14 protein-coding genes and 1 pseudogene are annotated in these 23694 nt (G+C 42.3%); 2 read left to right on the plus strand and 13 right to left on the minus strand.

The window, feature by feature from the left end; translation table 11 throughout:
• Positions 1–16: 16 nt before the first annotated feature.
• Both BW980_RS05485 and BW980_RS05490 read right to left on the minus strand, forming a co-directional pair.
• Positions 17–1969 carry a YgiQ family radical SAM protein gene (locus BW980_RS05485; RefSeq protein ID WP_076453954.1) on the minus strand — a complete coding sequence of 651 codons (1953 nt, stop codon included), beginning with the start codon at positions 1967–1969 and terminating at the stop codon, positions 17–19.
• A 307-nt stretch (positions 1970–2276) separates the two neighbouring features.
• Positions 2277–3152 carry an alpha/beta fold hydrolase gene (locus BW980_RS05490; RefSeq protein WP_076453955.1) on the minus strand — a complete coding sequence of 292 codons (876 nt, stop codon included), beginning with the start codon at positions 3150–3152 and terminating at the stop codon, positions 2277–2279.
• 120 nt (positions 3153–3272) lie between these two features.
• On the opposite strand from BW980_RS05490, the gene BW980_RS05495 reads away from it, so the two are divergent.
• Entirely contained in the window at positions 3273–3638 is a 366-nt protein-coding gene (locus BW980_RS05495) for a MerR family transcriptional regulator (protein ID WP_076453956.1), read from the plus strand.
• Between the two features lie 313 nt (positions 3639–3951).
• Here BW980_RS05495 and BW980_RS05500 read toward each other — a convergent pair whose 3' ends face one another.
• The 11 genes and pseudogenes from BW980_RS05500 to BW980_RS22525 form a co-directional block, all read right to left on the minus strand.
• Positions 3952–4833: a hypothetical protein gene (locus BW980_RS05500; protein ID WP_076453957.1), complete on the minus strand. Its 882-nt coding sequence runs from the start codon at positions 4831–4833 to the stop codon at positions 3952–3954.
• A 250-nt stretch (positions 4834–5083) separates the two neighbouring features.
• Positions 5084–5500: a hypothetical protein gene (locus tag BW980_RS05505; protein ID WP_076453958.1), complete on the minus strand. Its 417-nt coding sequence runs from the start codon at positions 5498–5500 to the stop codon at positions 5084–5086.
• A gap of 79 nt (positions 5501–5579) precedes the next feature.
• Positions 5580–5720, minus strand: a pseudogene (locus BW980_RS05510) (tyrosine-type recombinase/integrase); the annotation flags it as partial.
• A gap of 110 nt (positions 5721–5830) precedes the next feature.
• Positions 5831–7108 carry a chloride channel protein gene (locus tag BW980_RS05515; RefSeq protein WP_076453959.1) on the minus strand — a complete coding sequence of 426 codons (1278 nt, stop codon included), beginning with the start codon at positions 7106–7108 and terminating at the stop codon, positions 5831–5833.
• A 334-nt stretch (positions 7109–7442) separates the two neighbouring features.
• Complete coding sequence (locus tag BW980_RS05520; RefSeq protein ID WP_076453960.1) at positions 7443–8966, minus strand: PKD domain-containing protein; 1524 nt, start codon at positions 8964–8966, stop codon at positions 7443–7445.
• A 24-nt stretch (positions 8967–8990) separates the two neighbouring features.
• Positions 8991–9893 (minus strand): DUF1735 domain-containing protein, encoded by a 903-nt coding sequence (locus tag BW980_RS05525; protein ID WP_175609856.1) that lies wholly within the window; start codon positions 9891–9893, stop codon positions 8991–8993.
• A 16-nt stretch (positions 9894–9909) separates the two neighbouring features.
• Positions 9910–11724, minus strand: a complete 1815-nt coding sequence (locus BW980_RS05530; RefSeq protein WP_175609857.1) for a RagB/SusD family nutrient uptake outer membrane protein — start codon at positions 11722–11724, stop codon at positions 9910–9912.
• A gap of 30 nt (positions 11725–11754) precedes the next feature.
• Positions 11755–14580 carry a SusC/RagA family TonB-linked outer membrane protein gene (locus tag BW980_RS05535; RefSeq protein ID WP_083690368.1) on the minus strand — a complete coding sequence of 942 codons (2826 nt, stop codon included), beginning with the start codon at positions 14578–14580 and terminating at the stop codon, positions 11755–11757.
• Between the two features lie 19 nt (positions 14581–14599).
• On the minus strand, positions 14600–16507 hold the full coding sequence (locus BW980_RS05540; RefSeq protein ID WP_175609858.1) for a RagB/SusD family nutrient uptake outer membrane protein: 1908 nt from the start codon (positions 16505–16507) through the stop codon (positions 14600–14602).
• 11 nt (positions 16508–16518) lie between these two features.
• Positions 16519–19692: a SusC/RagA family TonB-linked outer membrane protein gene (locus BW980_RS05545; protein ID WP_083690369.1), complete on the minus strand. Its 3174-nt coding sequence runs from the start codon at positions 19690–19692 to the stop codon at positions 16519–16521.
• Between the two features lie 585 nt (positions 19693–20277).
• Entirely contained in the window at positions 20278–22137 is a 1860-nt protein-coding gene (locus tag BW980_RS22525; protein ID WP_076453967.1) for a hypothetical protein, read from the minus strand.
• A 370-nt stretch (positions 22138–22507) separates the two neighbouring features.
• Here BW980_RS22525 and BW980_RS05560 point away from each other — a divergent pair, with 370 nt between their 5' ends.
• On the plus strand, positions 22508–23680 hold the full coding sequence (locus tag BW980_RS05560; RefSeq protein WP_076453968.1) for a hypothetical protein: 1173 nt from the start codon (positions 22508–22510) through the stop codon (positions 23678–23680).
• Positions 23681–23694: the final 14 nt, after the last annotated feature.

The raw sequence follows: 23694 nt of genomic DNA on the forward strand, positions 1-23694 counted from the left end.
TGGGGTAGGAGACGTTTTAACGTCTCTTATTTTTAGATTTACGCTTGTTTTTTGGGCGTGAATGACTTGCAGGAATGGCATCGTTAAAGGTATTTTTAACTTTCTTGGGTTTAATGCTTTTCCAAGAATCATTTTCTTTTTCGGGCACTAATGCTTCTACCAGATCTTTTCTGCCTAATTTATTCAAGGTATTTCTGATCCAACCTTTGTTTTCCCTTTTATACCAAAAGAAGAAGCGATGCTGTTCATCCTTTTCTTGTTTTGTTTTTGGAGTCTTGGTCGGTTTTAGGGTGTAAGGATGGAAGCCACTATAATAAATAACGGTGGCAACCGTCATTGGTGTTGGCGTAAAACCTTGTACTTGTTCTAACTGAAAACCCATATTTTTTGTTTCAGCAGCAAGATTGGCCATATCCTCTACTTCGCAAGCCGGGTGATTTGAAATAAAATAAGGAATCAACTGAAGCTTCAGGTTCTTCTTTATATTGATTCTATCAAAACGCTCTTTAAACTTATGAAAGTATTGAAAGGAAGGTTTACGCATCAGTTTTAATACGGGATCGGACGTATGTTCCGGAGCCACTTTTAAACGCCCCGAAATATGCTTTGTCATTACCTCTTCCGTATAATCGTCTAATTCTTTAGGGTCCGCATTTTTATTGAATTCGGGCACTAACATATCGTGACGAATACCACTTCCGATAAATGATTTTTTTATTTTAGGATGTTTATCTACGGCTTGATATAACTTGGTTAGCGGCTTGTGAGAGGTATCTAGATTACTGCAAATGACAGGGGAAATACAAGAAGGCGCCACGCATTTATCGCAAATGGACTGTACCTTCCCTTTCATCTTGTACATATTGGCCGACGGACCTCCAATATCTGATAAGTAGCCTTTAAAATCGGGCATGTTGGCGACTTTGTCGACTTCCTTTAAAATAGATTCTTCACTTCTACTGGCAATAAATTTTCCTTGGTGTGCCGAAATCGTACAAAAACTGCAACCTCCAAAACAACCGCGATGAATGTTAATGGAAGTCTTGATCATTTCAAACGCAGGAATTGGCCCACGTTTATTGTATTTTGGATGCGGCAACCGAGTATAGGGTAAATCAAAAGAGGCATCAATTTCCTTTTCGGTCATTGTCGGGTATGGTGGATTTATCACCAATATTCTATCCTTTACGCCTTGAAAAATTCTTCTTGCCTTAAGTTTGTTCGATTCTTGCTCTATGACCTTAAAGTTGGAGGCGAATTTTTTCTTATCCTTTAAACAGACTTCGTGCGAATGAATTTCTACATCTTCCCAATTTTTGTTTTTAGGGGTAGCTTCATCCTTATCAATTAAAAAAGCGGTTTGTTTTATGGTTTTTAAACTCGAGAAAGGCACGCCTTTTTGCAAGAGCTCCACAACTTCCCGCAGGGGTTGTTCCCCCATACCGTACACCAACATATCTGCTTTAGAGGTTTCTAAAATAGTGGGCAACAATTTATCGCTCCAATAATCATAGTGTGTAACACGGCGTAGGGAAGCTTCAATACCCCCGATTAAAACAGGAACATCGGGGAATTTATCTTTTAAAATATTCGAATAAACCGATGTGGCGTAATCTGGTCGAAATCCTTTATCACCATTTGGGGTATAGGCATCTTTATCCCTACGTTTTTTACTAGCGGTATAGTTGCTCACCATGGGGTCCATACACCCACCAGTAACTCCAAAAAATAATTTTGGCGTCCCTAATTTTGTAAAATCTTGCAAATCATCGTTCACATTCGGTTGCGGAACAATGGCTACCCTTAATCCATAGCTTTCCAAAATACGACCAATAACGGCGGGTCCGAATGAAGGATGGTCTACATAGGCGTCTCCGCTAAATAGAATAACATCTAATTCCTCCCAACCACGAATTTTTACTTCTTTGTTCGTTGTTGGTAACCAATCTGAAAGTCTGTTTTCTTGCATTTGATCACAAAGGTACGTTTAAATTTGTTATACAACTGAAGAATAAAGGCCACCATAGCAACAGTTTGGCTTGATTTGGGGCTATACATAAACTTGTTGGAAAATCCTTTGCCGCAACATTTGGGCCTGAATAAAATCGATCGGCGCCAATTTGTAGGGTAATGCATTAAGAGTTTGCTGTAAACCTGAAAAAATTGAGGACATAGGTCTCTAAAATGGCCGAGTATTCGAGTGGGGATATTTCTATTTGCGTTTTATGGGGCCATAAAATTTATGTTTGTTTCAAATTTATATCCTTGTGCGTTAATTATTCCAAAAAGTCAGAGATAAACTTTGCCGTTTCATTGGGCTTTTCAGCAAGAACGAAGTGTCCGCAATCTTCTATTTTTTTGAGTTGTAAGGCAGAAGTAGCGTTTGTTAACGACATTTGTAAGATCTCATATCCACTACCGCCAATACCAAGTACGGGTATGTTTAGTTTTTCGTACGTTTTACTGTCTTCAATGTCTTGTGGGAAAGATTGATACCAAGCATTTGAGGCGCGGATTGCATCTTTGCTGTTATAGGCGAAGGCATAAACTTCTTTATCAAAATCATTCATACTATTTTGTTCAACAAGTAAATTTTTAAATAACCATTCGATAATGATATTCATTCGTCCTTCAAGTAGTTGTTCTGGAAGTTCTTTTACTTGGTTAAATGATAGCCACCAAGGATAAACGTGATTTGCTCCTAAAATAGGTAACATTGGTAAATGGTACATTCCTGGGTCGGGATGCGGTGTGTCTAACATTATCAGTTTAGAGGTTGATTCTTGAAAATTTGTTGCAAAACTAAAAGCTACGTGGGCACCAATGTCGTGTCCTCCAATGTTCACTTTTTCATATCCCAATAGCTTTGTAAGCTCGAAAATGTCTTTTGCCATATTCTTTTTTTCATAACCGTCTGCTGGTTTAGCAGAACTGCCCATTCCTCGCATTTCTACGACAATAACACAATATTTTTCGGCCAAGATGGGCATTACTTTATGGTAAGCCCACCAAGTTTCGGGATAACCTGGAATTAAAATTAATGGTTCACCTTGACCGCCTTTCACATAATGTAATCTTGTACCATTCACTTCTATATAGTTATTTGTAAAGTTTGGTACTAGCTTTATAAGTTCTTCGTCTGTGTATTTCATTCCGAATTTGTTATTTATTACTGATATCCTCTGTTTTCAAATACGAAAATAAACACTAATTTTGTAACTAAAAAGTATACAGTATACTACATAGTTTGGTTTTTTTAAAATATTATGACAATGAAATTGATAAGTCAAATTTCCAAGGAAACAGGAATTCCCATAGGAACAATTCGTTTTTACGAAAAAAGCGGACTAATTAGTGGTCAAACAAAAAAAGAAGTAACTACTAACAATTATGTCTATTATAATGAAGAAACGATTGAAAAACTTAGGTTTATACAAATGGCGAAAGCGGTAGGTTTCACCTTGGCCGAAATAAAAGAGGTTGTTGATGCTTGGTATAAGAAGCAGTTAAGTAAAACCGCAAAAATTGATGTTTTAAATAAAAAATTGGAGCAAATAGATGAAAAAATGAAAGAATTAAAAGCAGTAAAAAAGCAAATAGCAATTTGTAAATTAAACATTGAGAATGAAATCGATTAAATTCTTCTCGGGTATTGTGATTTTTTTTAGCTTACAAGGCCAGTAAAGGTGATACACCTCACGGCCATAGCCTATAATCTTAAAAAGTACCTGAAATTCACGGAAAAACGTGCGAAAAGCGGGGCGGGACGGCTTGATTTGGCAGCCTTGGAAAAAAGTGCGCTTCAATACTTGTTCGGGACTTGCATAAAGCATCGAAATTTGCTGCCTCGATTCTGACCCGACATAAAAAAAGCCCCTTGAAGGGGCTTATATGAATTCGCTTTTTTGCTTATCAATGGCTTGCGCAACGGTTACTTGTGTAGGCAATAGTTTATTTCTCCATAAGCCATTTCTGAACAGCATTTTTATTTTTAATTTTACCTTTAAACTGTTTACTATATATAGTTCTTTCAAGTTTAATATCTAATGCGCTTTCTATTTCCTGAATAACTTCTTTTAAACCTCTTAAAGAGGGTTCTGTTTTAAGAGTATAATTCTTTCGTTTTTTTTCAAGTTTGATTTCATTTTTTGAAAGTGTTGGCCACCAAGCAGAAATAGTTTTATTCCAATTTTTTAGTTCAATCTCCCAACATTTTTTGTCTCGGAGTGGATAAACTGAGGTGGTTATTCTTAAACGATTTTCTTTTTCTTTATCTGTCAAATCATTACCAAATCGGAATTTTCCATCTGTAGATATTTCAAAAAACAAAGCCCAATTATTGTCGCTTGGTAATTCTAGCCCTATTTCCTTTGCCCATTTGTATGATTCTAACTCATTTTGCTTAGATAAGAAGTAGTTTTCAATATCTTTAGTCAATGGTTCGTAGGCTGGATCTTTAATAAACTCCAGTATTCGCCTAAATAGAAATAAATCATTGTGTTCTGTTTTAAGAAATTGATTTCCTAAATTTATAGGGAATTTCCTTGCCTCTTCTATATTAGATAAGGCCAATAAACATATGCTATACCAATAAGAAACTATATCAAACGGATATTTACTTTCTTCAGGATATTCGTAATCATCTAATACCTTTAAAACAAAGTTTACTAAAAAATCATTAGATGCAAAAGAAATCATTCGCTCAAATTCTTTTTTGTTTGTAGGAACGTGAACATAAGATTCTAGCCGTTTTGAAAATTTCAAAATTTCCTTTTGCTCAGATTTTGAGAGATTTACTACACTTTCGTTTATTTTGTTAATTAATTCACTCATTATTTGTCAAAATTATTGCTAAGAATTTAGCTATGAACAGAATGGGGCGCGTCGTCTGCGACAGTAGGGGGCAAGTTGGTGCGTTGGCATTGCTTTCCTACAAGCACATAGCAAAATCTTCTGGTTTTGTTTTTTCTTTTATTGTTTAAGGCAAAATTCCATCCCGATGGCTATCGGGATTGCGGACTTCATAAAAATACACAAACTCTGGGATTAAGCCCAAAGCCCGTATTGTTTATAGGTTGTGTGCTTAGTTTTTTTTTACACCTAATGAGATTTCGTCAATCCATACAATTTCCCAGTTTTTGATTGGGTCAGTATCATAACTTTCTAGTGTTATTTTTTGTAATTCAGGGTCCATTTTATAGTATCCGACTACATTTTTTGGTCGATTTACATTGCCACATCTTCCGTATCCTCTTCCTAAACTATGCGATATGCGATACTCTCCGTTTGGCATGAATCTTATTGTGGTATTTATTTTCCTAGTATTACTACATCTTTTACTAACATTACAACGTTTGTAAATTGTAATATTAGTATCATTTTCTTTTATAGTCTCTTCAAAAGTCCAGTATCCAACTAGGTCAGATTCAGAAATTAGTTTTTCCTGGGAGAAACTTAATACAGAGAAAAATAAGAAGAAAAGATGTGTTAATTTAATCATAGGTTAATCGACACAAGAATCGTTCCAACTTAAGCACAACAATAAGATATAGTTATTGATGCTATCCTACTTAAAAGGACTAGGGTAATAAATCCTTAATGTTCATAAGCGATCGGTTCGTCACATGGGTGTAAATTTCAGTTGTTCTAGTAGAACTGTGTCCCAAAAGGAACTGAATGTGTCTTAAATCGGTCCCATTTTCTAAAAGATGGGTGGGGTAGTAGGGTTTTTAAATTTTTATGATGAAGTAAGTATGTCTGTCGAGAGCGAGGCTTCCATAGCATACAGCCTAGCCGCCTAAGGGCTTTTTATGCTGTGAGGATGGTTTTCCTATGCGTCCTCCTTATTTTCCATTTGCGCCCCTATAAAAGGTATTCTTGGGGCTAAAAAATAACCGGTCAAGCTTGCAAACAATATGGGGATAAAATGTCCGAAGCCGGTCAAGGTAGCGAGCAAGATGGTCGTGCTCATCGGGGTTCGGGTTACACAGGCATTAATGGCGGCCATACAGCTGACAATGGCCAATGTTAGGTTGACCGTTGGAAACAATTGGTAGATAATCAATCCTAAGGTCGCCCCGACGAAAAACAGCGGAATAATAAATCCGCCCCTCCAACCTGATGTTACGGTAATTGAAATGGCCACTAGTTTAAACACCAATATGGCCATCAATACCGTCAAGGGAAAATCGCCGGCAATCAGTGCGTTAATCTCGTGATGCCCGAAGTATCGGGTGATCGGAAGGTAAAAGGCGATGGTTCCGAGCAAAAGGCCGCCGATCATCGTTTTAATGTAAATGGGAATGGGTCTTTTCTCGAAAACCGATTTGAAAAATTTGGTACAGAAAATAAAGCCCCAGCCAAAACACGCCCCGATTATGGCAAAGAGAACGGCATAGCCGAAATCGAAAATCCCCGAATATTCATAGGCGGATAAATCCCATATAGGGCCCAATCCTAAATGGACGATCAGGGCAAAAATCAAATAGCTAAAGCAACTTGCGACAAAGGCGGGAATTATAGCTTTGTAATATTCTACCGCGTGCTTGTGGTGGAGTATTTCCAAGGAAAACAGACTACCGCCCAAAGGGGCCCCGAACAAGGCCGTAAAACCCGAAGCCATGCCTGCGATACTTAATGAGCGTAATTCTTCGCCCTTAAGCCGGAAGATTTTTCCGATCCAAGTGCCCGTCGAACCCGTTATCTGTACCAATGGGGCTTCAGGACCGAGACTTCCGCCCGATGCCACGCACAATAAGGACGACAGCACCATTGAAGGATTGTTCTTCGGATCAAGCTTGCCTTTGTTAAACCGAATGTTGTTCACTATCAAATGGATTTCTCCCGGGTCTCCGATAAAGTGGATCACCAAACCCGCCAAAAGTCCGCAAATCGCCATAACGGGAATCACTTGCCAGCCAGTGAAAAAAGCGAATTGGTGGGTCAAAAACTCGAGTGTGATCCAATACGCCCCCGCAATGGTTCCGCCTATCAACCCAAGAAAGGCCCACAACAAAAATGTACGACTAAAAACGAAGGGGTTGAACCTTACGGGTTGGTCTAAGATGTTGAGGTAGCTTACTAGTTTCTTTTTGCTCTTAAGTTTCAATACGTAAAATGGGCTTTTATATCGTGTAGCACTTCATAAAATCGGTGCAATGTACATCATTATGCATCGAATTCCGAACAGGGCCTCTGCCTTTATTTCGTTTTTTGGGGTGAGATGATCCTGTTGGTTTATAGCCATGAAGAGAGCCAAGCGGTTTCACCGTATTGATTTCCCTTCCCAGTGCCTTGCGGGGCCCATGGAATGTGTGCTTCGGGTTGTTTCCTTAATCGCGGGATACGGTAGTGGACGGCTTTCAAAAGAAGGGGGTATAAAAAAATCCGGCGAGCTTTTGGGCTGCCGGATTTTTTCTGTGTATCAAAGTGATATCGATGTTTTAAGGACGGGGATTCGGTTTGTAGATCCTTAGGTTGTCGATCCATAGGGCGGCGGTGTCAGAGTTGCCCCCGTAGCGGAAAAAGGTCAAAAACAATTCGCCCGTAACCCCTTTGGTATCTGCGCTCACATTGATGGTCTTGGTGACCGTGATCCATTCGTTGTCCCCACCATTGCTGTTGGCGCTTGACCAGTTACCGTTGGCATCGTTGCCTCCACTGGCCATTGTTGCAGACATCCTGCGTTCCAGGGCGCCGGCGACGTTTTCTATACGCTTGCCCTCATACGCCAGAACCACCACATCGCCCTCGGCAACGGTGTAACCTTGCATAACGCTCAGGCCGATTTTGTCATCGCCCCTGATGAATCCGATACAGCTGCGACCTTGGTAAGGTTCCATAGGAAGCTCTGGAGAGTTTTCGTCTACAAATTTAAAGAAGCCAGATCCACTGCTATTGGTAGAAAGTGCAAATTTCGATTCATCTTCCGTATCCGTTCCGCTCCATAGGTTATGACCGTAAACACAGGGTTCGTCCGTAATCATTTCCGGAACATAGTTTCCGGTAGCGTCTTTTAAGATTCCGGTAGGGTTGAATGAAATAAGTACCTCGTCATCACTGTACATTTTGTCGCCAAAGACCAATTCAACGGTTTTTTCCCCTGTGGCTTCGATCGATACGATATCCGGAGTTAAAATTGCACCGTTTTTCGTATTGATGGTAATCGCGAATTCACTGCTTGCTCCGGCAGGAATATCTTGAGCTATGGGCTGCGTGAACTGAAGTTCTATCTTACTGTCCGTAGCCACGGCTCGAATCAATTCTACTACCAATTGCTCTACTTTAATAAATCCGATTTTTTCAATGGTATCTTCTGAAATCCCTTCATCCCCATCGTCGCGTGTGGCCGTTAGGGTCACATTGTAGATGCCGGGTTCCATAAAGGTCATTACCGGGTTTTGTTCCGTAGAGGTCAAGGTTTCGGGGCCTTCGAAAACCCAATTGAATTGGGTAGGCGAACCTTCCGAGGTGTCTGTAAAGCTTATGCTGTTACTGGTATAGATAGCCACGGTTTCGGCATCGGCGACAGGATCGGTAATAAAGCTGCTTTTGACGGGAACGCTATTGATCGTTACCGTGGTTTCCGAACTTGTCGTTTTTCCATCCGAAGAGCGGGTAGAGGTAAGCTTTACCGTGGCCACTCCCGGATTGGAAAAATTTAGTCGGACCATCTGTTCCGTAGACGTTATGGTTTCATCGCCCTTGGTAATGACCCATTCACTGGTATCTGAATTTCCTTCGGTGTTATCAATAACAAAAAAGGTTTTGCCCATGTCAATTTCATTGACCAGGGTCCCATCCATGTCTTTTATAATGATCTGGGAATCTAAATCACCAACAAATTCCTTGGTGACCTTCTCTTCCGTATCATGTGTAATGTTTATATCGCTATAATCTTCTTGCTCGCAAGAAGGAGCGGAAAAGACAAAAAACACCGATATTAAAAAGTATATTATTTTCTTCATCTCGTTATCTTTTAAATGATGTGATTATTTCCAACTTTCCATCTTTATTTCTGTATTCGCGTAAATCAGGGTATCGATTACACTGTGCTCGGCGTCGTTATATCGGTAATTGTATTTGCAGATAAACGATTGGCTATCATGGTCGTATTGGGCCGAACCTACCAACTCGGTAATTTCGGAGTTCGGGTCGGCCGATAGGATGGCACTGCCATCGGATGGGCGGAATTTTAAATCGTACATAAAATCACTGCCACTTTCATTGTCGCCTACACGTGGTACGGAAAGCATATCACGTTCCTTGGTAGTGAGGAAGATGAATTTGTTCAATACCAATGCGGGATTATTGTATGCAATGCTCGAAGCGACCGAACCGTCTTGGTTCAGCTCGTCGTCTTTGCCCTTAACATAGTACCTTCCGTCAAATTCGTTCTTGAATTTCACGGCAACGATAGAAAACTTCTTGCTGTCAAGAATGGAATCGGTGGTCCCCCCGGTCAATAGGAAGGGAATGGCATAGGTGTTCTGGGCCCCGGCCGGATATTTCACTAAAGAGTCCCTTTTAATGGTCACATTTACAAAACCTACGTTTGAATCCACAATATTGATCGTAGAGGGGTCTGATAAGGTGTACCATGAAGGTGGCATTACCTTGATCCCCATATCCGTATATTCCGTATTGTTGGTTATCAAGGTATCGGCAATGGTATAGTTGAGGGTTACCGAGGCCCCGTCATAAGAATATTTGCCTCCATAGGTAGCTCCTACATTGATTTCAAAGGTATCTGACCCCGGATCGAGGATAAGGGTGCGTACTGGGTATTGATTGGCAAAATAGGCCGCTGTACTTTCAAAATCTGTTTGGTATTCGTCATAACAAGCAGTCATCAAAAAAGCAAGAAGTAACGGAAGTATGGTAATCTTTTTCATTTTGTTCGTTTTTGAATTATTTCCAACCATCATTTTGTTTCAAATTGGAGCTTGTTAGGATCTCACTTCGAGGTATGGCCCCATATCTCATGTACTCTGGAAATGAAACTTGGTTCGGGTAGACGTTCTCATTAAAGTTATATTCGAATGTACTTCCATTATCATCAGTGGAAACTTCCGATTTTTTTACCGTTGTGTTCAGATCGTCTCCCCATCTTCTGAGGTCGTAAAAACGATGTCCCTCGAAACAGAGTTCTATGCGTCTTTCATTTTTAATAAGGGGGGTGAGGTCGGCCAAACTTGCCAAATAGGGGTCACTGCCTATAGAAGCGTCCCCGTCCGTAGGAATTCCGGCGCGGTTACGAACGAGCCTTAATGCCTGTCTGGCCGAAAGGCCATCGACCATTACATCGGGGCCGACCGCATTGTTGGCAGCTTCCGCAAAATTGAGATAGGCTTCTACCGCGCGGAACATGGCCGTAAAATGCCAAGGGGTTTCAGAGCTGACACCGGTAATAAAACTTGGTTTTTCGGTCATCCATTTTCTCAAATAATAGTTGGTACGCGAAACCCGCGAATCGTCTGAAATATTAGCGGCACCTACAGCGGTATTGCCCCCGTCCCACATTTCAATATTGGTGTCGTGGAATTCCGCATTGTTATAAATAATGGTCATATAAAATCGGGGGTCCCTGCCTTCGTAGGGCATATCTTCGCTGTAGCCTGAGTTTGACGTATCGGTTATGGGATAGCCATTGCTCATAGGAAATGCATCTACAAGGTTCTGGCTGGGATTTGTCGAGCCTTTGACCGATAGCCCCAATGAAGGGGGGTAATTATCTTGCTCCCAAGTTTTCGTTTGGCTGGCCCTCCTTAAGATCAATTCAGGGTTGGCGTCGACCTTTGTGAAGTAATCGTCATCGATGGTTTCCGGATGATAGATGTCGGGCAGGTCTCCAATGGCATCGATAACCTTTTTGGCGGCCTTTGCCGACCGGGTGTAATAGTCCGTGGCCTGAGCTGAATTGCCTCCTGAAAAGGCAGGGCTTGCGGCATAGAGCAGTAAGCGCGATTTCAAGGCGTTACAGGCTACCGTTGTGGGCAGGCCTGCCAGTCCGTCGCCATAAATGGTAGACTGAAGGTTGTCGTCGGGATGTGAATTAACGTACTCGTCGGAATACTCGGGGAGAAGACCGGAAGTTAATGCGGTGTCGATATGCGCTACTATAAATTCTACACATTCGGCGTATGACGCCCTTTTTAACCCTAGGGCCTCTTCTTCCGTAATTACCTTGTCTACAATTGGGACTCCCATGATTTCACCATCTACGGGCCCGGCATAATCGCGTAAGAGCTGGAAATAATTTAGGGCCAACAGAAAGTGGGCCTCTCCTTCCATTCTCTTTTTTATCTGGATATTTCTGTCCTCATTGGAGTTGCGGTATACGATGTCTTCGTTCAAGCCTACGGAAAGAAACTTGTAGATACTTTTTATATACCTGTAGTTATTGCTCCATGTGTAAATGGGATAATTACCAGAGGTAAAGAAATTGGAAACCGTATGCATTTTCCAAGCGGTGGAGTTATAGTTGTTGGAAACCGCATTGTCTGTGGCGCAATCTAGAAAGTCACCTGAAAAAGTGGTGTAACTTCCAGGAATTGCCCCATAAGCCGGTACATATAAACCTTCAACGTACTCGGGGTTCAATTCGTAATCCAATACTGCTTCTTCGCTCAAGTTATTGTTGAAGTTTGGCTCAAAGTAGTCGCTACAACCAACCAGTACGGTAAGCAGTATGAGCGGCAATATATTGTTCCGTATGTTTTTCATCTTTAGATAATTTTTTTTATTCATTTTCATTTAGAAACCTATTTTCACACCTAAAGAGACGGTCGTATATCTCGGTGCATAGCTTAAACCGGAATTAGGCGATTGGGCATCTAGGGCCCAGTCGCTGCGGAAGGTCATAAGGTCGTCCGCTTTTACGAAAATATTCAGGTCTTGGGCTGCAATAGAAGCGGGAACGGCATCTGGAAATTTATAGTTCAGTTCCACATTGTTTAGCTTGAAATAATAGGTGTTCTTTAAAAAGAAGGTAGAGCTATTATAACTGTGGGCCGAATTTTCACTCGTAAGCCGGGGCAGGGTATAGTTGTTATTTGCCAAACCAACGGCATTGCCTTCACTGTCAAAGGTCGGAACGGCCGCATCGTAAACGAACCTCGAATATTTGGCATCCCCTTTATTGGTATAATAGGAAGACCATGCATTCATTCTATCGAAGCCGCCGACGCCCTGTCCTCTAGCATAAAAGCTGAACTTTTTATACTGAAGGTTAAGGACCATCGAATACACATAACGCGGTGTGCTATTGCCTATAACGGTCTTGTCATAGTTGTTGATGACGTTATCGTCATAGGAATATTCGGAGTCTGAATTGGATAGGTTTTTAAATTTAAGGTCGCCAGGTATTATAGGCCCCAGACTAGAAGTCAATGGGGTTCCGTTTTCGGCACCATAGTTTGCGATATCGTCGGCACTGGTGTAAAACCCGTCGGCGACATAGCCCCAGATGGCATCGGTATCTTGGCCTACCGTATTTTGGAACGAAAAATCGTTTAGTTCGTCGTACTTGGCCCATTTAGAAATATAATGGGTAAAGTTACCCCCAATGGAGTAGCCAAAATCTCCCAGTTGGTCTCCCCATTTTGCAGCTACTTCAAAACCCTTGTTGTCAATTGCATTGTAATTGGCTACGATGTTAGGGGTGCCGGCCAGTTTTGGAAATGCGTAGTTTATGGTAGTCGGCATGCCTTCTCGCTTTTCCGTAAAGAATTCGGCATCTAAGCTAAACCTGTTCCCGAACATTCGGGTAGTAAGGCCTATGTTTAGTTCCGTAGAGGTCTCATAGGTTAAATTAGGGTTTCCGGCCTGTACATATTGGGTGCCTACCAATGATTCGGAGTTTTTGACCCCGGTCGAATAACTCCCCGACCAGTATTGGTAGTAGTCGTTGTACAATAAATATGGAAACGATTGGTCATAGCCGATTTTACCGTACGATGCCTTAAGTTTTAAGTAATCGATAGCGCCCACATTGTCCATAAAATTCTCTTCGGATACGACATAAGACACGCCAAAGGCATTGAACAATTTCCAACGGTTGTCTTTGTTGAACCTTGTAGATCCCATATAGGAAGAGGTTATCTCTGCAATGTACTTGTCTTGATAGGCATAGTTCAGCCTTAGGCCGAAGTTCATACTCTTGTCATCTTGGACCGTTTCCATAACGGCAGCGGCGGTTTTTACGGTCTTATTGTCGACGAGATAGTTCAGGGTCGCGTTTATGGCATGTTTTCCAAAAATCCGATCATAGTCGATATAAGCGCCGCCTCCTAGGTTTCTGTAATACGAATCGCCTAAGCGTTGCTCGTTACCTTTTGGGTTATAGACACCGTTTACGATAAGGGTGTCTTGCTGGGTCGCTGTCAATGCAGGTTTTAGCGTACGATAGGTAAGCGTTTTCCCTTCGGCAATATAATTGTTCATGTCAAAGGTAGCATAGGCCCTGGCTTTTAGTCCCTTGATATATCTATTTAAATCAAAGTTCATTCCTATGTTGGTCTGGGCAATAGAGGTGGTACGCCTCTGATAACCGGAATAGGCCAAGTCGCCATAAAGGTTCTTTCCGTTCACTATGTCCGATGTTCCCAATGAATCTACGTCGGCCCGTGCACTAATGAAGATAGGGTAATCGGTCGGTTTTGTGGTGGATAGTTGGTTAAAGAGTTTATTGTCACTGACGTGGCTTCCGTTTTCTGTAAAGAAACGCCCCGAAATATCTAGATTGACGGAAATGATATCATTGATCTTATAATCTAGGTTGCTTCTTACGTTCAAGGCGTTGTTCCTGCCTTTTTCGCCAACTTTGGCAATACCGTCTTCACCTACATAACCGAGGTTGAAAAAATACTGGGTTTTTTCGTCCCCGCCGAGCAGCTGGGCATTGACATTTTTGTAATTCTTCGCATCGTTGACGAACATATCGTAATAGTCGACATCAGGATGTTTATAATCTTTACCGGCCAATGCAATATCGTTATTGGAAAATAAAATGTCCTTGCCATCATTTCTGAGGGCTTGGTTACGATACTTCATGTAATTTCGGGCGTCGACAAACTCAGGGTAGCTACCGGCGCTTCGTATACCCGATTCTACGAGTAAGGAGATTTTTTTCTCGGCATTTTTTCCTCTTTTCGTCTTTATGACTACCACACCGTTAGCTCCCCTGCTGCCATATAACATTTTGGCCGTGGCATCCTTAAGGATGTAGATCATATCCACTTCTTCGAGTTGCAGGGAGCTCAGGAATCGGTTGGAAAGTCCGTCAATGACCACTAGTGGCCCGTCATTGTTACCGCCTCTCGACCTGCCTCTTACGCGGCCTAATGTAAAGCCCGGCACTTGCCCTTCTATAGCGGCCTGTAAGCTAGGATATCCTGAATGCAGCAACTCTTCGCTTGTAATTACGTCTATTGCCCCTACAAGCCTATTTTCGGACACTTTATAGAATGGGAGCAAAAGGGTGTCTTGTTTTGTACTACCCGTTCCATCTTGGGCAATGACCCCGTCTATGTAAAATAGACAGAGCAAGGCGCATGATAGTGTCAATATATATTGTTTCATAGTTTATTCTTGTTTATTGTTACCAACCAGGGTTTTGCTTAAATGATTCGAACATGTTCACATATTTAATATCTAGGGGATACCAATAATGCTTGTCTTCAAAAACCCTCGGAACATCCAGTTTCTTGTTTGTATAGCTAAAGGAGCCATCTGCATTCTTCGTTACACTGGCCTCGTAAATTCCTTCGGCCAATAGATTTTTGGCTATGCGCCATCTGCGAATATCCCTCCAGCGACGGAACTCTCCGTAGAATTCTACGGCCCATTCGTTTCTTATACGATCTCTAAAAGTACCTTTATCGGTTAAAAACTCAGAACGCACATCGGGCATGCCTACCCGGTTACGAATTTTGTTTATGGCCTGACTGGCCGTAGTAACATCGATACCGGCGGCAACGGCTTCCGGAATGTTCGAGGAAGGCCCGTATACTTCATTGCCCAATTCTGCCAAGCCGAGATACATATCGGCCAAACGTATTAGCGGAAAAATTCTGTAATAGTTTTGAGACCATTTGTTGTCATACTTGTTGTATCCTAATTTCCTCCATTTACCTGCGTCGAAGTAACCGGTATACACGAGGCTTTTTCCTCGGTAATACTTGTAGTGCCAACCCTCGTCACCCGGGTTTGACCAGGCTTGGTTTTCGAAGGTAGAGTTGTTGTCCCCTCCTGGATCGGCCAGGTACATCTTGTCACCGGGACAATAAATAAAAGAACGCAAGCGAGGGTCTCTGTTGTCATAGGGGTTTTTCGGGTCGAACGACGGATCGGCCGAAGAGAAATTCTCTACGGGATATCCGTTTATGGTCTCGAACTTATCCACTGCATTTTGGGTGGGTACGTTAAATACGGCCCAGCCTCCGTCGTGTTGGGGAAGAAACCATCCCACTCCCGAATTGCTCCTGTTCATAGGTAGATTCCAGTTATCGGAGTTAGTCGGAACGGGTTGGAACAAGGCTTCGTCACTAATGGCCCTATCTTGTGACATCCAATTCTCCATATAGCTATCCTTGTCGTAAAGTTTGTATCGGGTGGCACCGCTATTGACCAGTTTTAGTGCATTTACCATGGCCTGGATTCCTTTTTTGGCATATGTTTCGTCGTACGAATCTTGGCCAAAGGGCAAGGCATCGCCTTCGGTGTTCATTAGGGGGCTTGCCGCGTACATATAGGCCATAGCTTCAATGGCATAGGCCGAAGCTTTGGTTAAACGCCCCACATCTGTAGGGTCTTTCCATCGGTTGGGCAAATACTTCACCGCATCTTCGCAATCGGCGGCAATAAGGTCGGCACATTGTTGAAATGTAGGTTTGACCTGGTCAAAATTGAACTCTGATGAGAAGGTCTTGCGCTCTCCGCCAGTGGTGTCGACCAAGGTTATGGCGCCGTAGCGTCTTACCACTTCGAACATATGCCAAGCCCTAAGTGCGTGTGCCTGTCCCAACAATTGATTTTTCAATTCTGTTGGGCTGGCCCCAACTTCAGCGGGGAAGTCCGTTAGTTTCTCGATGTTTTCGATGGCCAATCCCATAGCCCTGATCGCTTTCAGCGACTTTCCGGCAGGGGAGTTGTAGTAAGGGTCGGAGCCATAGCTGGTTTCAGAATTGAAATTCATTCCGAAATCCCTCCAATTCGAATCTTGCCATAGGCCTTGGTTTATAGATTTATAAACGGGCATATCTGCCTTTACGGCTTGTTGTTCGTCTCCCATGGCGCCTACATAGGCCCCCCAGTTAGATGAGGTGGCCACATAGTTCATGACCAGCCAGTTGGCCCGGTCTACGGCCCCTTTGTAACTGTAGTATTCCGAATAGACAACCTCGCCGTCTATTCCCATTTCTGGATCTGCATCCAAGTAATCCTCGCAGGAAACCATCCCTAGCGAAAATGTGAATAAAACAATAAGTATTGTAGTATATTTTTTCATGTTTCTCATATTTAAAATGAAAGCCTTAAGCCTACGTTGTATCTTTTGGTAATGGGGTATACCTCTAATTTATTGGCTTCGGGATCGAAGGACCTCGGAAGATATTGCCAAGTGTACAGGTTGTTTCCATTTACATAAAATTCGAAGTTGTCAAAGCCCCCTATTTTTTCAAGGAATGATTTGGGCAAGCTGTATTTTAACTCCACATTTCTCAGCCTTACAAAGGTGCTGTTCCTATACGTGTAGTTGCTACTTTCTTTATAGTGGTCCGTTTCAGAGGTGTGCAGTACAGGTACGTCGGTATCGGTATTGTTCGGTGTCCACGCATCTTTTTGCTCATTGTTCTTTAACATAAACCCGAGACTGGAGTTGGTGTTATAAGCATAAAGGAAGTTGGCGGATAGTTGCTTCGAAATACCGTACATACCGTTGAACATGCTGGTCAAACTCCAGTTTTTGTACGAAAGCCCAAAGGAGAAGGCAAAAGATTTGGTGGCGTAAGAAGGGTCACCTATTGAAACTTGGTCGTTCTTATCGATGATACCATCTGCGTTGTAGTCGTTATACGTAAGGTCGCCTGGTATGTATCCACTGGGAAGCAGGGCCGAAGGGGTGTATGCGTAGGCATCGTCCCAGTTCTGCGCGAGGCCGGTTCCTAACATTCCCTTGGTCCATCCAATGGGTTTGCCCGCTTCTTTTTGATAGTCGGGGGTAGGGGCCGGGTCGTCTCTTTCGACAATCCTGTTCTCGGTAATCGAAAGGTTTCCCTTGAGCCAATATGAAAAACCGTTCTCGTAATAATCGTTCCACTCCAACTCAATATCGATACCGTGGTTTTTGGTCCTTCCTATATTTCCATAAGGATTGGCATTTCCGTACCAGTTGGGAATCGTTCTTCTTTGCATCAAGATACCTTCGCGGTCTTCCTTGAACAGATCCACCGTTGTTCTTAATCTGCTTCGCAATACGTTGAATTCAAAACCAAGGTTTTGTTTGGTTGCCGTTTCCCACGAAACATCAAGTACTGGTGGGTCGTCTTCCGAATAGATATAGAGTCCGTCCGCATTTTGGTTTCCGGTAATGTTGGGAACATAGCCATATGCCATTCGGATCTGATTACTAGAGTACGAACTGATGTAGGCAAACCTGTTATCGCCCAAACCTTTGTCAGAGCCTATTTTTCCATAAGAGTACCTAATTTTGAAGAAATCTATAAATGACAGGTTCTTTTTGGCGAAATTTTCTTCCGAAACTACCCAACCAAGGGCCAAGGATGGGAAAAAACCAAAACGTTTTCCGGGAGCAAAGTTTTCATTTCCGTTGTACGCCCCATTAGACTCAAAGAGGTACTTGTTTTTATAGCCATAAGTGACTCGGCCTACCCAACCTTCTTCGAAGTGGGGAAAGCTCGATCCCCATTTGTCTTTTCTGCGCTGAAATAAGCCTAGGGCACTAACGTTATGGTCCCCAAAACTTTGGTTGTAGTTAAGGTTTAATTCATAATAGATACTACTGTTGTAACCATCTATACCTTCGTTACCCAATTTTGCGGGGTTTTCATAATCATCTAAGGTAATGGGCTCTTGTATGACGTTTCCGTTACCGTCTAAATTAGGGTTGTAACCATCGGAGGAGGGAACGTAGTAATAAATAGGGGCGTCGTTCCATCTTTTGCTGATTTCTGATAGGTAGTTCCTATAATAGTTATAAGACAGTTTTCCTGACAGATAAACATGCTCGCTCAAATCTTGCTTTAAAATGAAGTCGGTAAAAAGACGGTTGCTTTTTTTGCCATAGGAACCTTCGCGTTCCATCATTCCTAGGTAATTGACATTGATGGAGTTGTTGTAATCGTATCCCAACCTGCCATTTTCGTATACCGCCGGGGCGTTGATCAAGGCTGTGGAATACATACGTTGCATAATTGACCCGCCATTACCTGCAATTCCCCCATTTGTGTTTTTAGTGTTGAAGTTTCCGTTCCAGTTGGTCATATCACCGGAAAGCTTCACACTGAACAGTGTAGATTTTGAGAAGTTAAAATCTAGGTTGGTCCTGTAGTTAAACCGATGCTGATACGTACGAGGATCGAATTCCGGTTGTTTTTGCAGGTCAAAAATATCCCCGTCATAATTATAGCCGAACGAAGTAAAATATTTTACACGGTCGTTACCGCCACTGATATTTAAATTGTACTGGTGGGTATAGCCTGTTTTCATCAATGAGTTGATGAAGGAGGTATACTGGTAATATGGGTTGTCCGCATAGGCAGGGTCCCTCCATCGGTCAATATAAAACTGGGGAACGAGCTTATCGTAGTTGCCGTCATTTTGTTGGGCAAGGTTGTAATACTCCAAGTTCGTGGCATAATCGGCCGCGTAATCGGTGTCGATGGTAGGTGATTTCATGCCTACATTGGCGGTAAACTGTATTTTGGGCTTTCCAATATGACCTTGTTTGGTGGTTATAAGGATAACCCCGTTCGCAGCTTTTACACCGTAAACCGCAGTGGCGGAAGCATCTTTTAATACCGAGATCGACTCGATTTCATTTGGGTCGAGATTATTGAAATCACGTTCAACCCCATCTACCATATAAAGGGGAGAGCTATCGGTCCATGAAGAACGGCCCCGAATCAAGATGTTGGCGGCCGTAGACCCAGGCTGGCCCGCTGCTTGCATGGTTGTAACGCCCGGTAGAAGTCCTGTTAAGGCTTCTGATATGGTGGTTACACTGCCCGCTTTTAACAGCTCTTCTCCTTTGGCCTGTGTGATGGAGCCAACGACCGTCTCCTTCTTTTGACTTCCGTAACCCACAACAACCACATCTTCAAGTTGTTCTGCGTTACTTTCCATGGTTACGTTAATGGTAGATTGGATTCCTACCGGTACCTCTATCGTTTTAAAGCCGATGTAGCTAAATAATAATGTGGCTGATTCATCATTCTTGAGTTGTATCGAATAATTACCATCTATATCGGAAACAACACCGTTAAAGGTCCCTTTTTCAATGATGTTTACTCCCGGAAGTTCTATCCCATCGGCATCTTTGGTGGTACCGGTAATTGTCTTTGTTTGTGCACTGGCAGATAGGGTGGCCATGAAAAACAAAAACAGGAGTAAGCGGGGAGAATTGTTCCCAAACCTAACTTTCCATTTTTTATTCATTGTATTGTTATTTCTCATAAATCATTTGTTAGTGTATTTGCCATAGATGCAAGGGAAACAACCGTAGTTGTTATTCCTCGCTGCCATGGGATGTTCCAGTTCCATAAACATGCCCTCCGTTGTAGCTATGGGGAGGGGCATGATGACATAATTGGGACTGTTGATGGGGGGGACTAAAAAAAGTTGGTTTTTCTTCTTAAAATGTAACTTGAATCTCATATAGTTGTAGTTAAAGTTGGTGATACAAAAAAGCTAATTCTATGTTAAGATGATGGCTTCATATGATCTAATGAGCATAACATATGATCACATCTCTTAAAATGTGTTAATATTTTATGGATGTAATATTGGTAGGTATGTGATAATGTCGAATAGTAAATTAATAAGGAATATTTTGATGATTCGAAATTCTTACCCCTCCTGCTTCCTAAAAGGCAGGCCTTACAAAAAAAAAGGAGGCCACCTTGAAGCGCTCGCAAGTGCCTGTGCGAAATGTTTCAGGAAGCCGGGTGTGGATTTTATCAGCTTCGTTTTGTGAGCCAAGGGTAGTTCTTGGGTATGCTAACGACGACAGGGGCCGTTTACCTATTTTTTGACCGGAGTTTATTCTATAAGAACGGACTTGGCCTCGTCAATGGTCATACCCTTAAAAAGGAGGAACCTGTCAATTTGTAAACCATGGGATCTACCGCCAATATGCAAAGTGTATGTTCCAGCCTTGGGAAATCTACCTGTTAGCCATCCATGTCCGGCGCCATGTATTTCCGCTACGCCGTTTAGGGTAAAATTGTCATCGCTACGGCCGTAATATTTTTCGAAATGTTTTAGCTGTAGCTCTTTGGCATATCCAAGATTGTCGCCTAAGTGAATCCATATATCATTGCCTTTATCCGTGCCGCGTTCCCCTTCGGGCTGTCTCATCATCCATTTTATGGTGTAGTTCCCAGGGGTTTCTATCTTGAAAGTGTACGAAATAACATGGTCCGTGTCGACCTTTTGGTAGGTGTTCGGTCCATCATAATAAATAAAGGCGCCGCCTGAGGCTTTTTCGGTATCCTTTCCAAGTTTCCATGCGCCCTTTAGCTCAAAACGTTCGGCTTCGAAAACCACGAAACCTTTTTTTTCTTCTACGGAACGATCTGGGCTGCACTCAAAGGAAATAGACCTCCACCTGCCACGGGCATAGGCATAGGCGTCGTCTTCTGGTATCTTGCCGTTCGAATGCGTGTTCGATTCAATTTGGATTATATCACCCGTTTTTACCGGTACATTTTTAAAAGTTCGGGAATAAGGGGCCATATCACGAGCGGTTTCGGGGTTTTGAAATTCACCGATCAATTTACCATCTATTTTCAGCCGATAGGTGCTTTCCCCATCTTCTTCCGTAAGTGTTGTAAGGGTGATATTGTAATGGTCGGTAATACCTTTAAAAACCTTTTGGGTTGCCGCAAATTCGTTTTTATATACAACGGCGTCAATCGCCACCGCGTTTCTGGAGTGGTCTTTATAGGGTGTTACAAATGGGTCTATTTGTAACATTTCAAAATCTTTGACCCCTATGAGGTGTGTGGCTTTGCATTCTGGTAAAGGGGTAATGCCATCTCCTATAAATTTCTGAAATTTTTGGAGGTTTCCATCTTCGTCGCCCAGAAGTAGGTACCAAACCATACCGGCATCGGAGATATCGGCACCTTTATTTTGTGGATGGAACTGCGTCCTGCTATATAGCCAATTGATATCTGGGTCCGAATGGTCTCTCATCCAGTAGTATGGAGAGAAGTCTGTGTTGGAACACCAAAGTTTGCTAGGATTATCGCATGCATTTTGATCCTTTATTTTTTTGTACTTGATGCGATTTCCGCTTAAGGCTATAGTTTCTTTCATGGTATGATGCGCTTTTCTGCGCAAGTGATTGTCATTGTAGCCACTATGTGAAATAACATACACATGGGCCAAAGCTTCTGTATCGCCATCATCTACAACCTCTTTTACCGCTCTGTAAAAGAATTCGGAAGGTCCCATATGAATGAAATACAAAGGGTCTGTAGCTGTAGATTTTTTCAAGGCTTCTGCCAAATGTGTAATTGCGGTAGCCTTGTCTTCAGGTACATCAAAGAAACGCCCAGGATCGAAATTCCACCGCTTAATGGCACCCTTGACCCCGTCGGCCATGTAATTGGTTTCGGAAGTATGTGGCGGCGCCGCAATAAAATTGTTGTACGAGAAATGTACGAGCTTATCCTGTAGTCCGAGCTTTGCGATCATGGCCAAAGCGGCGGGCGTACCTCCCCAATCATCTGGGTCGGCACGAGGCCATTGGGCTTCAGGGTGCTTGTCCGCTTGATTGTTGCCATCGGCACTAATGGCAATGCGATTGTTGTTGTAGCCCAGGCTTTGGGCGAACAGTATTTCAGATGATAGGCATATGACGCCAAGAAGTAAAATAAAAGGTTTGGTAAGCATCTAATTTGATTATTGGTCAATTATTGATTACGGTTCTGATTTCATTAAATGTACTATAGCATCTTCCTTTTTAATAATCCCCACAATTTTAGGTTTATGCTTCCCCAAGGCTTGAAAACGTATTTAAATTATTGAATGGCGCGCATAGTAACACCGCTTGGGGATATGCAATGTAAACCCCAGCATTGTATTTAATCACAAGAAATACAGTAAGGGAACTGTATGGGATACTGTAGCTTTAACTGTTAATATTTTACAATAAAAAATATTTAATTGTTTGCAAGTCAGTAGAATATGGTTGTATTTGTGTTCGCCCATATTAGAGGGCAGGGCGTGGGCTAATTGAAAACAAAGGTTATATTTGAGGGATATGATATCCGAACCAGACCAAAATACGATCGAAAAAGCGCTTAACGATTTATGCGCCCATCCCATTTTTGTTAATTCGTTAGTGTATAAACAATTGCTACAATACTTGGTTAAAAAAGCGATTGAGAAAGAAGACATCAAGGAATACACCATAGGGGCCGACCTTTTTGGCAAGAACTATTTGAACGATAAAAACGATGGGGCCGTGCGAACCCACATGTATAAGCTCCGAAAAAAAATGGCGGCTTATTATGCGGACAGGAATGTTCAAAACGAAATAATATTCGAAATCAAAAAGGGACAGTACAATTTGGACTTTATTTCCAAAAAAGAGTACGACAGGCATAAGAGGTCGCTTGAATTTCAAATTCCGTTAAAATGGGTCAAGGGCATAGGCTTGGTTCTGCTATTGACCTTTGGGGCCATATGGGGCATATCTTATTATTTGGGCCGTCCACCGGCCTTATGGGAAGATTTTTTGAAGAACGGGGATAAAACCCTAGTGGTCATTTCGGACCAGTACATGCTGATGCATACCAATATCCAAGGTGAAAAGCATCCTACGATGTATTCTAAGATTAACAGCGATGAAGATTTATTTGCGTTTAAGAAGGAACATCCAGACCGAAAATTGGAAATGACGGATTTTACATTGGTATCGAAAATGGCACCTTACGGTATTAAGAATTTAGATGAATGGTTTTTTGGGTGGGACAGTGATTTTAAGCTTGGTTTGGAAAGTAATCTTACGCTCAACAATATCAAGGAAAACAATATTGTATTTATCGGACAATTTAAGACCATGAACCTTTCCAAGTCTTTCTTTTTAAGGGATAGTAAGGTTTTTTCTACCTATGGTGATGGTTTTAAGGTTAATGTCAAGGGGAAGAAGAAAGTTTATACGACACAATTTGCGCCCAATAAAAAGGTCGAATATGCCCTCGTTTCCTTTACCTCGTTGAGTCCGGACAAGCGCGCCCTTTTTTTTGTGTCCAATAACGATATCGGGGTTATGGCTACCTTGCGTTTGTTTACCGATCCAACCTGGCTTAAAACCTTGGAAGAAAAGCTGCCCCAAAAAAACAGCCGCTTCAATGCCCTATTTGAAGTAAGTGGAATGCAGCGTACCCAAATGAGTAGTGAACTGATCGAGTTGGAGATTCTTGGCGATTAATGGGCAAAGCTGTG

The organism is Zobellia uliginosa (assembly GCF_900156625.1).
Lineage (GTDB): Bacteria > Bacteroidota > Bacteroidia > Flavobacteriales > Flavobacteriaceae > Zobellia > Zobellia uliginosa.

Excerpts from the sequence above, each read along its gene's own strand:
- BW980_RS05525 (WP_175609856.1), bottom strand. The coding sequence starts at position 9,893 with ATGAAAAAGATTACCATACTTCCGTTACTTCTTGCTTTTTTGATGACT.
- BW980_RS05560 (WP_076453968.1), top strand. The coding sequence starts at position 22,508 with ATGATATCCGAACCAGACCAAAATACGATCGAAAAAGCGCTTAACGAT.
- BW980_RS05490 (WP_076453955.1), bottom strand. The coding sequence starts at position 3,152 with ATGAAATACACAGACGAAGAACTTATAAAGCTAGTACCAAACTTTACA.
- BW980_RS05535 (WP_083690368.1), bottom strand. The coding sequence starts at position 14,580 with ATGAAACAATATATATTGACACTATCATGCGCCTTGCTCTGTCTATTT.
- BW980_RS22525 (WP_076453967.1), bottom strand. The coding sequence starts at position 22,137 with ATGCTTACCAAACCTTTTATTTTACTTCTTGGCGTCATATGCCTATCA.
- BW980_RS05495 (WP_076453956.1), top strand. The coding sequence starts at position 3,273 with ATGAAATTGATAAGTCAAATTTCCAAGGAAACAGGAATTCCCATAGGA.
- BW980_RS05485 (WP_076453954.1), bottom strand. The coding sequence starts at position 1,969 with ATGCAAGAAAACAGACTTTCAGATTGGTTACCAACAACGAACAAAGAA.
- BW980_RS05520 (WP_076453960.1), bottom strand. The coding sequence starts at position 8,966 with ATGAAGAAAATAATATACTTTTTAATATCGGTGTTTTTTGTCTTTTCC.
- BW980_RS05540 (WP_175609858.1), bottom strand. The coding sequence starts at position 16,507 with ATGAAAAAATATACTACAATACTTATTGTTTTATTCACATTTTCGCTA.
- BW980_RS05505 (WP_076453958.1), bottom strand. The coding sequence starts at position 5,500 with ATGATTAAATTAACACATCTTTTCTTCTTATTTTTCTCTGTATTAAGT.
- BW980_RS05500 (WP_076453957.1), bottom strand. The coding sequence starts at position 4,833 with ATGAGTGAATTAATTAACAAAATAAACGAAAGTGTAGTAAATCTCTCA.
- BW980_RS05545 (WP_083690369.1), bottom strand. The coding sequence starts at position 19,692 with ATGAGAAATAACAATACAATGAATAAAAAATGGAAAGTTAGGTTTGGG.
- BW980_RS05530 (WP_175609857.1), bottom strand. The coding sequence starts at position 11,724 with ATGAAAAACATACGGAACAATATATTGCCGCTCATACTGCTTACCGTA.